At 62.2% G+C, this 13361-nt stretch carries 10 protein-coding genes and 2 pseudogenes; 1 reads left to right on the forward strand and 11 read right to left on the reverse strand.

Annotated elements, in window-relative coordinates; all coding sequences use genetic code 11:
- Positions 1–25 precede the first annotated feature (25 nt).
- Together BUA41_RS05310 and BUA41_RS19370 are read right to left on the reverse strand one after the other, a co-directional pair.
- Positions 26–994: a DUF932 domain-containing protein gene (locus BUA41_RS05310; protein WP_072820465.1), complete on the reverse strand. Its 969-nt coding sequence runs from the start codon at positions 992–994 to the stop codon at positions 26–28.
- Between the two features lie 1201 nt (positions 995–2195).
- A pseudogene (locus BUA41_RS19370) lies at positions 2196–3010 on the reverse strand (IS701 family transposase).
- A 145-nt stretch (positions 3011–3155) separates the two neighbouring features.
- Between BUA41_RS19370 and BUA41_RS05325 the strand changes: the two are divergent.
- Positions 3156–3877: pseudogene (locus BUA41_RS05325) on the forward strand (IS5 family transposase).
- Between the two features lie 59 nt (positions 3878–3936).
- Here the strand turns inward: BUA41_RS05325 and BUA41_RS05330 are convergent.
- The 9 genes from BUA41_RS05330 to BUA41_RS05370 are packed head-to-tail and all read right to left on the reverse strand — an operon-like array spanning position 3937 to position 13233.
- The gene (locus BUA41_RS05330; protein WP_072820471.1) at positions 3937–5619 is read right to left on the reverse strand and encodes an electron transfer flavoprotein-ubiquinone oxidoreductase; all 1683 of its coding nucleotides are present in this window, start codon (positions 5617–5619) and stop codon (positions 3937–3939) included.
- A 26-nt stretch (positions 5620–5645) separates the two neighbouring features.
- Positions 5646–6572, reverse strand: a complete 927-nt coding sequence (locus tag BUA41_RS05335) for an electron transfer flavoprotein subunit alpha/FixB family protein (protein WP_072820473.1) — start codon at positions 6570–6572, stop codon at positions 5646–5648.
- Complete coding sequence (locus tag BUA41_RS05340) at positions 6569–7321, reverse strand: electron transfer flavoprotein subunit beta/FixA family protein (RefSeq protein ID WP_072820475.1); 753 nt, start codon at positions 7319–7321, stop codon at positions 6569–6571. Before BUA41_RS05340 ends, BUA41_RS05335 begins: the two co-directional genes overlap by 4 nt.
- A 42-nt stretch (positions 7322–7363) precedes the next feature.
- Positions 7364–7792 carry a PaaI family thioesterase gene (locus BUA41_RS05345; RefSeq protein ID WP_072820477.1) on the reverse strand — a complete coding sequence of 143 codons (429 nt, stop codon included), beginning with the start codon at positions 7790–7792 and terminating at the stop codon, positions 7364–7366.
- The gene (locus BUA41_RS05350) at positions 7789–8616 is read right to left on the reverse strand and encodes an HpcH/HpaI aldolase/citrate lyase family protein (RefSeq protein WP_072820479.1); all 828 of its coding nucleotides are present in this window, start codon (positions 8614–8616) and stop codon (positions 7789–7791) included. Before BUA41_RS05350 ends, BUA41_RS05345 begins: the two co-directional genes overlap by 4 nt.
- A 10-nt stretch (positions 8617–8626) precedes the next feature.
- Positions 8627–9832, reverse strand: coding sequence for a CaiB/BaiF CoA transferase family protein (locus tag BUA41_RS05355; protein ID WP_072820482.1), 1206 nt, complete (start codon positions 9830–9832; stop codon positions 8627–8629).
- Positions 9829–11223 carry an MmgE/PrpD family protein gene (locus BUA41_RS05360; protein WP_072820484.1) on the reverse strand — a complete coding sequence of 465 codons (1395 nt, stop codon included), beginning with the start codon at positions 11221–11223 and terminating at the stop codon, positions 9829–9831. Before BUA41_RS05360 ends, BUA41_RS05355 begins: the two co-directional genes overlap by 4 nt.
- A gap of 10 nt (positions 11224–11233) precedes the next feature.
- Entirely contained in the window at positions 11234–12397 is a 1164-nt protein-coding gene (locus BUA41_RS05365) for an acyl-CoA dehydrogenase family protein (RefSeq protein ID WP_072820486.1), read from the reverse strand.
- On the reverse strand, positions 12397–13233 hold the full coding sequence (locus BUA41_RS05370; RefSeq protein ID WP_072820488.1) for an HTD2 family dehydratase: 837 nt from the start codon (positions 13231–13233) through the stop codon (positions 12397–12399). Before BUA41_RS05370 ends, BUA41_RS05365 begins: the two co-directional genes overlap by 1 nt.
- Between the last annotated feature and the right edge of the window lie 128 nt (positions 13234–13361).

A 13361-nucleotide genomic window follows, 5' to 3' on the forward strand; every position in this document is an offset into this window, starting at 1 on the left:
GACGGATGAGGAAATGAGTGTGGTGTCACGCAACGAGCTCGAGCGCGGTATCCAGGGCGCGGTGCTTCAGGTTGGCACCTTGGCCGAACCACGCGGAATCCAGACGCGTGTCGGTGCTGCGGGCACGCTTCTCGTGATCGACGAACTCCGTCACGGCATTGAGCAGGCCCCAGGCGGTATCTTGGGCCGTCACCAACTGGGAGCCACGCCCCGCGCCATGATAGAGCCGCAAAAGTTTGTTCAATGTCCGGCTATGGGTGGGCTTGTCCGCATCGCTGGGCGGTGTATCGGGCGTGCAGAGCACGGCCTGGAAGTAGCGCGTCGCCTCGTCAGGATGGATACGGCGCTCGGCCAAGGCCTTCATGCGCACCATGAAGTCGTCCCACTGCGAGACAGAGATACCCAGTTGTCGCTTGACCCGCTGCGGGTCGAACACCGTGCTGTGAGGGACGCGGACCATCTGCGAGGCGCCATCCACGGCCAGGCTCAGCGTGTTGTTGCAGACTACGCGTACTGTCGTTGGCGTCGCGACCGTAGCCAGCGATCCATCACAGGACGTGGCCAGCAGCAGGTAGCCTTTGATTTCGTCCCTCCCTTTCAGCGAAGTACTCAGACCACTTCGTGCCAACGCCCAGAACTTGCGCCCACCCTTGAGCACGCCCGCCGTCTCCAGCTCGTAGCCGGCGTATTCCGTGAGATCTCGGTAAAACTCCAGCACTTCCTGCGGTTGAACGACCTTGTAGCGCTGGGAGACTACCGAGAGCGGCGTTTGGGTATCCGAGCGGAACAGCACTTTCTGCTCAGGGAAGGAATGGATGCTGCCCAGATGAGACATGGAGTCGGCAATAAAGCGCACCGGGGTTTCCTCGATGTGCCAGTTCATGCCGGCCTGCTGCTGCCAGACCTCCAGCGGCTGATGCGGTGAGAGCTGTTGCCCCAGACCGTGCCAAGGGGTGTCGCCGACGTAAGCCATTTGTTCGATGAGATGTGCCATGGTGAAACTCCTAAACGTAAAAAAGCCGGCAGAGTGCCGGCAGTTAAGAAGGGGAAAGGGTGACCAGGTCAGTCCACTACGCGAAAGGTATGGCCACAGCCAAGGCAGAGCCATGGGGTACCCTCGCCGGGCGGAAACAGGTGGAGAAATATCTGATTCCCGGCAGCTGCCCCAGCGATCCCCCCTGATGCACCGGCAATGACGGCCGCCGCTAGACGGTTAAGAGGGAAGTGCGCTGGGGTCAGCCTTTCGGAGGAGCAGAGCGACACGTAGGCACCCTTGAGGGATCCGGCCAAAGCACCGGCGGTTATTCCCAGCTTGCGAGCGGTCTCGAGGTTGATCACGCACTGCGAGACACAGCGCGAACAGGGTGGGGGCATAACAGTTCTCCTGTGGCGGTGAAACAAGCTTGGGGGGCTCAGCTCACAGGAGTGATATAGACCTTAAAGTTTTTGCGATCGCAACTCTCCCGTTAATAGGAGCTTATATATCTATCGTTATGGTAGATAACCCTTTTTATCAGATGGTTGCGTTAACCCCCTAGCCGGGGGAGAGTAATAGCTAGGATGGCCAAACCCACCCTGCTTCGACAGGATAAAAATTGGCCAATCGTGCTGCAGACGTCTCCACAGGCTGAATGCATCATAGCTATCATTGCAAATGTTGCAGTTGGAAACTAAAGCTAAGGAGTCTGATTATGTCTAAGACAAAAGCGGAAAAGGAAAGGTTGGCCAGCCTGGGCTAGGATCTCGTGCTCAGACAGAATTTCAAGGGGCAACTGGCCAGAACAACAGGTAATGTTTCCGGTAAAAATCTTGGTAATGCCCTGCAAAAGTAGGAAAGTAATTTAAGGAATGCTAAGAGCAAGGATGCTAGTTTTATTGAGGCGATCACGATGGGAAAAATGAGTGAAAAAGTTAGTTCTCCTTCTTATCCTAGATTAGGAGAAGGCTATAGCTTATTGGCTAAAGCTTTACTACTACAGTCGTAAATAATCATCGAGGACAAGGTGATGATGCTGCCTCTTGTCCGCTGGCGCCTTACCCAGTGATAGTACTGGGCGACACGTTGGTGAAGCCTTCGCCAACGAGACCAGTGCAGCGCATCTTCCAGCCGTCTTCGTCGCTGGGCAACGGGGGTGAGGCACAGCCATCGCCGCATTTCGGCCAGAGAGAGAACGACCGGCCTTGCCTACCCAGGCTCAGCAACAGGCTTTTTTCAGCTGGCGCCGGCGCAACGTGACCAGCAGGGCATAGGCCGCCATCACCAGCGTGATATGGCGATACCAGCCTCGCCAGGTCCGTACCGCATATTGATCCAGCCCCAGTTGCGATTTGCTTTCCTGGAAACAGCGCTCGATATTCCACCGGGCCCCGGCCGCCAGGGCGAGGTCGTCGAGTGACGTACCGCAGGGCGCGAAGGTGAAGTACGCTGTCATTTCCTGTCCGGTGTCCAGGGAACGACGGACCAGCATCTCCGGGCCAACCCTGTCTTGGGCTTATGGCTAACGTCCTCCGGGATGCCCGCCTGGCGGCAGCGTTCACGATCCTCCACCCAATCCCGGGGCAGGAACAGAGCGCGATCCATCAGTCCCTGTCCCCAGCAGGTGGCATAGCCGAGGAGCACGCCAATCTGGCAATTCTCGATCCGGCCGGCGGTCCCGCTGTACTGGAGCTTGACGCCCGCCGAATGTTGGCCCTTCTTGAGGAACCCCGTCTCATCCACTACCAGCGCCCCGTTGTCGTCGCGCGGGGTCTCGTAGACACGCTGTCGCACAGCATCGCGCACGCCGTCCTCATCCCAGCGAGCCCGGTTGATCAGATGCTGGAAGCCGTAGGGGCGCGCGTCACCCTGATGTTCCGCCAGTTGCCAGCTGTTGCGTCGCTCGACTTCGCCCAGCAGCCCCCGCAAGTAGGCCCCGAGTCGCTCTCGGGCCTCGGTCCTTTTGACGTAACCGCCCAACCCTGTCAGCCATGAGGATAACGCCGATTCCCAATCACGGGTCTGCTTACGCAAGTTCTCAAGGGTCAGTCGTTCAGCATCGTGCACCTCGCTCACTCACGGGCCGCAGTCAACGAGGTATAGCTTCTAACTACAACTGCAGTATTACAGTGCCTTTCAAAACCTTGAAAGCAGCCTCAGCCATTCCTAGATTTTCGGTATGGCTAAAAAGATCGTATCCGATGAACTCTGGTCCATTGTCGAGCCGTTGCTGCCACCACCGAAGCCAAGCCGTGTGGCGGACGGCCGCCCATCTCCAACCGCGACCCCCTGACAGGCATCCTATTCGTCCTGCGCTCAGGCATCCCTTGGGAGATGCTGCCCCAGGAGATGGGCTGCGGCTCAGGTGTCACCTGTTGGCGTCGCTTGCGCGACTGGCAGGAGGCAGGTGTCTAGGAGCGTCTACACCAGACGTTACTGGAACATCTCCAGCATGACGATCGAGGGCGGAATCAGGATGCCCAGCGTACCGGCGTTGGCGATCGCCAGGGCGTCCCGTTGGCCATCCTGCTGTCGGGTGCCAACATGCATGACAGCGTACCTTTGACGGCCTTGATCGATAGCGTGCAGCCAGTGTCATCAGGCCGACCAGGGCGGCCTCGCTGCCGCCCTCGAAAGCCTTATGCAGACAAAGCTTATGATCACCGGCGCTGCCGCCAGTCATATCGGGCTCGCGGAATCCAGCCTCGTATCGCTCGTCGGGGCGTGGAAGATGGTCAACGACTCGGACGCCACCGTTGGGTTGTCGAGCGAACCTTTGCTTGGCTGGGGCGGATGAGGCGATTAGCGATACGCTATGAGCGCCGTGCCGATATTCATTATGCCTTCACGTTGCTGGGGTGCTCACTGATCTGTTTGAACAAGCTTCGAGGCAGGTTTTGAAAGGCACACTAAATGTCCGCAGGGACAAGACATTGGAGAGCGATGACCTGATCGATTGCCTACATATTAGGATAGTTCGGACCACCGCCCCCTTCCGGCGCTACCCACTCGATATTCTGTGCCGGGTCCTTGATGTCGCAGGTCTTGCAGTGGATGCAGTTCTGAAAGTTGATCTGGAACTTCGGCTGGCCGTCATCGCCTTCGATCACCTCGTAGACACCGACCGGACAATAGCGCTGAGCGGGCTCGTCGAACGTCGGCAGATTGTCACGAATCGGGACGGCAGGGTCCTTGAGTCGAAGGTGGCTTGGCTGATCCTCTTCATGGTTGGTGTTGGAGAGGAACACCGAGGAGGGCTTGTCGAAGGACAGCTTACCATCGGGCTTGGGATAGTCGATCTTGCGGCCCTGGGCGGCCTGTTCCAGCTTGGCATGGTCGGGGGTCGTGTCATGAACTGCCGGCAGCTTGCCACCCAGCCATTGATCGATGAAGTTGTAGGCCCCTCCCATCACTGTGCCGTACTTATGAATCGCGGGGCCGAAGTTGGCGGCCTCGCGCAGTTCGCGATAGGCCCAGCTTCGTTCCCAGCGAGTGGTAAAGGAGGTGAGCTCCTGGCCACCTTCATCGCCGCCCTGGATGGCCTCGAATACCGTCTCTGCCGCGACTAGACCTGACTTCATGGCCGTATGCAGCCCTTTGATCTTGGCGAAATTGAGTGTGCCTGCATCGCAGCCGATCAACAGGCCACCCGGGAACGTCATCTTTGGCAAGCAGTTGATGCCCCCCTTGGTGATGGCCCGCGCTCCATAAGCCACGCGGGAGCCGCCCTCGAGATACTGCTTGAGCAGCGGATGATGCTTCAGGCGCTGAAACTCGTCGAAGGGCGACAGGTAAGGGTTGGAATAGGCAAGATCGACGATCAGCCCGACCATCACCTGCTGGTTCTCGCCGTGATAGAGGAAGAAGCCGCCGTGGGTCTCCTTATCCAACGGCCAGCCGGAGCCGTGCAGGACTAGGCCGGGCTCATGCCGCTCAGCAGGGACGTCCCAGAGCTCCTTGAAGCCGATGGCGTAGTGCTGCGGGTCACGCCCCTTGGCCAGGTCGAAGCGTTCGATGAGACGTTTGCCGAGATGGCCGCGAGCGCCTTCGGCGAACAGGGTGTACTTGGCGCGCAGTTCCATGCCGGGCATGTAGCCATCCTTGGGCTCGCCATCGGCGCCGACGCCCATGTCGCCGGTGATGATGCCGCGTACCGTACCGCCTTCATCGTACAGGACCTCCTGGGCAGCGAAGCCGGGGAAAGTCTCGACGCCGAGTTCCTCGGCCTGCTCGCCCAGCCAGCGACACAGGTTACCGGCGCTGATCACGTAATTCCGTCCGCTTTCGGCCCCGGGGGTGCCGACGTTATGCATGGTCTTGGGTACCAAGGCATTGGGCAGCTTGCGCGCGGAGCTGTCGTCCTTGAGAAGGTAGACCTCGTCGCGTATCGCTGGCGTGTTCAAGGGAGCGCCGCGTTCGGCCCAGTCCGGGAATAGCTCATCGAGGGCACGCGGCTCGAAGATGGCACCGGAAAGGATGTGCGCGCCGACTTCGGAGCCTTTTTCGACCACACAGACGCTGAGTTCGCGCTCGGCCTCATTGGCTTGCTGCATCAGACGGCAAGCGGCGGCCAAGCCGCTGGGGCCGGCACCGACGATGACCACATCGAAGTCCATGTGTTCGCGTTCCACCTGCTCTGCCATAGTCTGTTTACCTTCTTGTTTTATCGTTAAAATTTGCCTTCTAGTTCCGGCAAGACCTGGAACAGGTCGCCAACGAGACCATAATCCGCGACCTGGAAGATCGGCGCCTCCTCGTCCTTGTTGATCGCCACGATTACCTTGGAGTCCTTCATCCCCGCCAGGTGCTGAATAGCCCCGCTGATGCCCACGGCGATGTACAGCTCCGGGGCAACGATCTTGCCGGTCTGGCCGACCTGCATGTCGTTGGGCACGAAGCCGGCGTCCACCGCCGCACGCGACGCACCGATTGCTGCGCCCAGCTTGTCGGCAATCCCGTCGAGCAGCTTGAAGTTCTCGCCATTGCCCATGCCTCGTCCGCCGGAAATAACCACCCGTGCTGCGGAGAGTTCAGGGCGCTCGCTCTGCTCGAGCCGTTCGTCGACGAAGCTCGACAGGGCGTTGTCGATCACGGCATCAACAGCCTCGATCGTGGCACTTCCCGTCTCGCCTGCCGCATCGAAGGCCGTGCCGCGTACGGTAATGACCTTGAGCGGATCGGCGCTCTGCACGGTGGCGATGGCGTTGCCGGCATAGATCGGGCGCTTGAAGGTATCGGCGCTCACCACATCGAGGATATCGGAGATGGCAGCCACGTCCTTGAGCGCGGCCAGCCGCGGCAGCACGTTCTTGCCGGTCGTGGACGAACTGGCCAGCACGTGGCTGTAGTCGTCGGCCAGGACGACCAGCAGGTCGGCCAGCGGCTCGGCGAGCTGGTGAGCGTAGACGGGATTATCGGCCACGCGTACCCGGGCCACGCCGTCGAGCTTCGCCGCCTGTTCGGCCACGCCCTGCACGTCCTGGCCGGCAATCAGGATATCGATGTCACCACCAATCTGTTGGGCCGCCGTCACCACATGGGCGGTGGCGCTGGCCAGATGGCCGTCGTGGTGGTCGGCAAGGATCAGGATGCTCATGAGATCACCTTGGCTTCGTTCTTGAGTTTGTCGAGCAGCTCGTCCACCGAGCCCACCTTGATGCCGCCCTTGCGCTCGGCCGGGGCCTCGGCCTGCAGCAGGCTGACCTTCGAGGCGATGTCGACGCCGAGTTCCTCGGGGGTCTTGGTGTCGAGCGGTTTCTTCTTGGCCTTCATGATATCGGGCAGCTTGGCGTAGCGCGGCTCATTGAGGCGCAGGTCGGTGGTGACCACAGCGGGTAGCTTGAGCGCGACGGTCTGCAGGCCACCGTCGATCTCGCGGGTCACATCGACCGTGCCATCCTTCACATCGACCTTCGAGGCGAAGGTACCCTGCCCCCAGCCGGTCAGTGCGGCAAGCATCTGCCCGGTCTGGTTGTTGTCGGTGTCGATGGCCTGCTTGCCGAGGATAACCAGTTGTGGCTGCTCCTCGTCGGCAACGCGCTTGAGCAGCTTGGCCACGGCCAGCGACTCGACGCGCTCGTCAGTGGCGACGTGGATGGCACGGTCGGCGCCCAGCGCCAGCGCGGTGCGCAACTGCTCCTGGGCGGCCTTGGGCCCGACCGTCACCGCCACAATCTCGCTGGCAATGCCCTTTTCCTTGAGCCGCACCGCCTCTTCCACGGCAATCTCGCAGAACGGGTTCATGGCCATCTTGACATTGGTGAGGTCGACGTCGGAATGATCCGCCTTGACGCGGATCTTGACGTTGTAGTCGATGACGCGTTTGACCGCGACGAGTACTTTCATGGCGTCCTCGTAGTGCTTTAGCTGTATTGTGCGATTATTGGTTCAGCGAGCTTCACTGGGATACTGACGACGGAAGCTCCCGGAGGCGGTTGCTATGACGGCATTATTTGCATAGTCAATTAATTCTGCTTCGGCAAAGAAGATGCGCCGCCCACCGCCCGTACGCCGCCCCTGGGCGACCAGGCGTCCTCGGCTGGCCTTGGCCATGTAGTGCACGGTCAGCGAGATCGTGGCCGCCCTGATACCTGAGTCATCGTTTGCAAGACAGAAACCGCTATAGCCGCACGCCACGTCCAGCAGTGTGGCGATGATGCCGCCATGCAGTGACCCTTGCGTGTTGAGGTGCTGCGGCTCGATATCCAAGCCCCATTCGCATCGGTCCGTCGTCCATTCGGTCAGGCGTGCCCCGATCAGGTTGATGAAGGGGTTGTCGAGTGCAGCGGCGTCCTGCGCCTTGAGTCGTTCGGTCATGATTCACACGCCTTGTGCCTGGCGAGAATGGCCTGAGCGCGTGCGATAACCGGCGCATCAACCATCTGACCATCGACGCTGAACGCGCCTTCCTGCCGGGTCGCGCCTTCGACAACCTTGCTGGCCCAGGCCACGTCGGCCTCGCTGGGAGAAAACGCCTGGTTGACGGATGACAGTTGCCGAGGGTGGATGCACAGCATCCCGGCGAATCCCATCTCCCGGGCACGAGTGGCCGCCTGCGCTACGGCATCCGTATTATCGATAGTCGGATGCGGACTCTCGATCGGTGGGGCCAAGCCCGCCGCACGCGAATAGACCACAAGCTGGTAACGGCCCTGGTCGAGGATCTGCCCGGCACCCGGAGTGCCGGGCGCAAGCCCCAGCTCGGCGCTCATGTCCAGCGCCCCGAAGCTCAGCCGCTCGACCCCCGCCACGAAGACTAGGCTGGGCAGTGCCAGCAAGCCCCGTGCCGTTTCGATCAATGGCCATAACGGCTTGCCGCAGGCGGCAGCCTTCTCCAGGGCCTGGCAGGACTCTACCTTGGGCACAACCAGATGCGTGATGGCCGCATGCCGTGCGCCCAGCGCCAAGTCAGCTTCGTAGTGCCGGGTTCCGGGCGCATTGATCCGGACCATGAACCTGGCCTGAGGATGATGCTCCAGGAATGCATCGAGCACCTCCCGCGCGCGAGCCTTGTCGCTTTCGGCAACGGCGTCCTCTAGGTCGACGATGACGGCATCCGCCGCACTGGCCAAGGCTTTGGCGATGCGCTCTGGCCGGGTGGCCGGAACGAACAGAATGGAGCGCAGGGCATCCGGGTTCATAGTGGCTCCATCAGATGACGCGGTGGTCTTTCAGGCGGTGGATATCATCGCGCGCATACCCCAGCTCGGTAAGAATGCGCTCGCTGTGCTCACCCAATGCGGGAACGGGCTCCATCTGCGGGGCAAAGGTACTGTTGCGCCCCGGCGGCAGTAGGGCCGGGATCTCGCCGGCGGGGCTGCCGACGCTCGCCCAGCGCTGGCGTGCCTTGAGTTGTGGATGCGCCCAGACGCCGTGCATGTCGTTGACGTGGGCATTGGCAATCTGCGCCTCATCGAGCCGGGCCAGTACATCGTCCGCCGTCATGTCGGCAAACGCCTGTACGATGAGTGAGCGCAGCTCGTCGCGGTGGGCGGAGCGCCGAGCATTGGCGGAGAAACGCTCGTCCCCGGCCAGTTCGGGCTGCTGCAGGACCTTCTCGCAGAACACCTGCCACTCGCGCTCGTTCTGTAGTCCCAGCATGACGGTCTGGCCATCGCCGGTGGGAAACGGGCCGTAAGGGTAGATGGTGGCATGCGAGGCGCCCGCCCGTGGCGGCGGCTCGGCGCCTTCAAAGGCGTAGTACATGGGATAGCCCATCCACTCGACCAGGCTTTCCAGCATCGATACGTCGATGTGACTACCGGTGCCGGTACGCTCGCGCAGCAACAGGGCGGAGAGAATGTTACTGTAGGCGTACATGCCCGCAGCGATATCGGCGATCGAGCAGCCTGCCTTGGCCATGCCCTCCGGCCCCGGGGTACCGGTCGTCGACAGGAAGCCACCCTCGCTCTGGATCAGCAGGTCGTAGGCCTTCTTGGTGTGGTAGGGACCGTCCTCGCCGTAGCCCGAGATGTCACAGACGATCAGGCGCGGAAAGTCCGCATGTAACGCCTCAAAGGACAGGCCCAGCCGGGCCGCGGCGCCTGGCGCCAGGTTCTGCACCAGCACGTCGGCCTGCGCCAGCAGGCTGTTCAAGATATCCCAGGCTTCACCGTTCTTGACGTCGAGCGTCAGGCTCTCCTTGGAGCGGTTGGTCCACACGAAGTGGGAGGACAGGCCATGGACCCGTTCATCGTAGCCGCGGGCGAAGTCGCCGACGCCGGGGCGCTCGACCTTGATGACCCGCGCGCCCATGTCAGCCAATTGCCGGGTGCAGAAGGGCGCGGCGATGGCATGCTCCAGGCTGACCACGGTAATGCCATCCAAGGGGCGTTGGGGCGTAGCTAGTGCGTTCATGCGTCGGCTCCCTTGTTCTCACGAGTGTTCTCGCGTGCCTGGAGCAGCGGCACAATGCGCGGCTGCTCACGCAGCTGCCAGGCCCAGTCAATCAACTGGCGGGCTTCGGTGGGCGAAGCCCCACCGGAAAAGGCCGCCAGGCGTCGGAACTTATCTTCGAGTTCGTCCCGTGACAGGGTATTGCCGGGATCTCCCTTGGGGTCGTCGATCGCCTGGCTGAATGTCTGCCCGTCCCGGGTCGTCACCGCGACGCGCCCCAGCCATTTCTTCGGGTAGGCCGCATCGACCTCCGGGTCGAGCTGCATGCTCACTCTCTCTTTGAACGTGATGACCTGCTCGTCCTCCAGGGCACGACGCTGGAATTCGTCGAGGCCGGCCTGGCCATGCACGGCGATCAGGCCCAGCACCGTGCCCATCGAAAACTTGGCCTGGTGGATCGAGGTGGGCCGGGTCACTGGACCCAGCACGTCGATGGCCGCCTGATGCACGCGGGCGGTGACGTGCTCGATGTCCCGATGGCTCAGGTCGTGCGCCTGCATCAGCGCGAGCAGCGCATCGGCAGCAGGATGGGTGTGCCTGCACGAGGCATGGAACTTGAACGAGGTTTCCTCGAGCGCCCAGCGTTCGCCCAGGCAATCCGTCAGGTAGCCGGGATCGGTATCCTGCGACATCCCGGCGGCCATGCCCTGCTTGCCGTCCAGAATGCGCTGCGCCCCGGTCAGACCCTCTTCGGTCAGGTAGGCGGCCAGCAGCCCGTCGGCGGCCGCCTTAGCGGTATGCAACTGCTTGGAATGCGCGCCATCGCGCAGGAACTCCCACAACCCGGCGGCCTGCGTGCCGGCGCTGCCCAGTACGTGAACGAAGCGATCCTCATCGAAGCCGAGCAGCTTGCCGACCGCCACGGCAGCGGCCAGCGTGCCCACGGTACCCGTGGTATGGAAGGTGGCGTAATGCGAGCGCCCCAGGAACTCGCCGATGCGGACCCCGGCTTCGTAGCCGGCCACGGCGGCCACGATCAGCTCGCGGCCCGAGGCGCCGAGTTCTTGGGCGGCCGCCAGCGTGGCCGGAAAGACCACCGTGCCCGGATGCAGCACCGAGCTATTGTGTAGGTCGTCCTGCTCGACGACATGCGAGGCGGCCGCGTTGACCAGCGCGGCGAAGTGCGGCGACGTCAGTCGGCGGTCGGTCAGTGACTCGCTGGCCCCGCCTGTCGGCCCCATGCGCTGGGCGTAACGCTCGAATAACGGAATCGGCGGCTGGCTCTTGCCGGCCAATGCCGAGCCCAGCCAGTCGAGGCATAGCTCCTCGCAGCGCGACACGACCCGCTCGGGCAAGGCCTCGTAATGAAGATCGGCCAGGAAGGCGGCCAAGGTCCGGGTGGGATGGTTCATCGGGCGTCTCCTAGAAGGACCGCGGCAGCTCGAGCAAGTGCTCGGCGACGTAGGACAGAATCAGGTTGGTCGAGATCGGCGCGACTTGGTAGAGCCGGGTCTCGCGGAACTTACGCTCGACATCGTACTCGCTGGCGAAGCCGAAGCCTCCGTGGGTCTGCAGGCAGACGTTAGCCGCCTTCCACGACGCCTCGGCTGCCAGATACTTGGCCATGTTGGCGCTGGCCCCGGCGGGCAGGCCGTTGTCGTACTCATGGCAAGCCCGCCAGCGCATCAGGTCGGCGGCCTCGACCTCGATGTGCGCCTGGGCGATGGGAAACTGGATGCCCTGGTTCTGGCCGATCGGACGGCCGAACACCTCGCGGCTGCGGGCATAGTCGCTGGCCTTCTCGATGAACCAGCGTCCATCGCCGATGCATTCGGCGGCTATCAGCGTACGCTCGGCGTTCAAGCCGTCCAGAATGTAGCGAAAGCCCTTGCCCTCCTCGCCGATCAGGCTGTCCGCGGGGATCTCGAGGTTGTCGAAGAACAGCTCGTTGGTCTCGTGGTTGACCATGTTGGCGATCGGCTGCACCGTCAGGCCGTTGCCGATCGCCTCGTGCAGGTCGACCAGAAAGATCGACATCCCCTCCGACTTGCGCTGTACCTGGTCGAGCGGCGTGGTGCGCGCCAGCAGAATCATCAGGTCGGAGTGCTGGATACGCGAGATCCACACCTTCTGGCCGTTGATGACGTACTTGTCACCCTGCCTGACCGCGGTGGTCTTGATCTTGGTGGTGTCGGTGCCGGTGGTGGGCTCGGTGACCCCCATCGACTGCAGGCGCAGCTCGCCCGCGGCGATCTTCGGCAGGAAATACTGCTTCTGCGCCTCGCTGCCGTGACGCAGCAGAGTGAACATATTGTACATCTGGCCGTGCACGGTGCCGGAGTTGCCCCCGCAGCGATTGACCTCCTCGAGGATGACCGAAGCCTCGGTCAGGCCCAGCCCCGAGCCGCCGTATTCCTCGGGGATCATCGCCGCCAGCCAGCCCGCCTCGGTTAGTGCCGTGACGAATTCCTCGGGGAACGCCCTGCGCTCATCAATGCTACGCCAGTAGGCCGCATCAAAGTGGCTGCATAGGCTGCGTACGCCATCGCGGATGGCCTCCAGGGCCTCGGTATCATGTGCAAACATCAGCCATTCTCCTTGTAGTGAATTTCCGCCTCGTGCGCCGGCCCGTATTCATTGAACGCCCACAGTGCGGCCCGGCCAGTCGCCTCGTGGCGACCGGCGACCTGGAAATCGCTATCGGCGATCAGCGGACGCAAGCCTCGGTAGCTCAGGCGCGTCGGCACGGCGTGGGGGTGAGTGTTGCAGAAGGCCTGGACCATCAGTGTGGCGATCATCGGGCCATGCACGACCAGTCCGGGATAGCCTTCGGTCTCGGTGGCATACGGCCAGTCGTAGTGGATGCGATGCCCATTGAAGGTCACCGCTGAATAGCGGAACAGCAGGGTCGATGTTGGCCGGATAGGCTGACTCCATTCCGGCTCAGATAGCTGCGTGTCCAGCGACAACCGCGGCGGTGAGGGCTCCCGGTAGACGATGTCCTGCTCCTCCTGGATACAGGTTTCGCCCTGCTGGGTGTAGTCATGGCGCACCGTGACGAACAGCAGCTTACCGGTTCGCCCCTGTTTCTCCTTGATATCGGCAACCGTCGAGTAGCGCTGCGCGGCGAGACCCACTCGCAGCGGCTGGATGAAATCCAGCCGGCCACCCGCCCACATCCGGTTGCGTCCCTCGGCGGGTGGCAGGAAGCCCCCTAATACCGGATGGCCATCGCGTCCCAACTGATCGGCTGTGACAGGCTCCTGGAAGAAGGCCCAGTGCCACAGGGGCGGCAAGGGCTGCCCCTCTTGTGGGCACGGTAGGTCAAACATCACTGCGATGCGCTTGACCAATGCCTCGCTCAGCGTGTCATCGCTGCGCTCCTGATTGCCAATCCAGTTGCTGACGGCCGCGTCTGCCATGTCCTGTCCTCCTGTTATCGTCACCTCAGGATGCGCAGGATGGGACCTTTAGAGAATTTGCTTTTGCATAAGGCCGTGTTCTGCTGGGCCGAACGCCCAACGGGGCCAGCCTTTCCAGCCAGCCTGCG

The sequence above is a fragment of the Modicisalibacter ilicicola DSM 19980 genome (assembly GCF_900128925.1).
Classification (GTDB): Bacteria; Pseudomonadota; Gammaproteobacteria; order Pseudomonadales; family Halomonadaceae; genus Modicisalibacter; species Modicisalibacter ilicicola.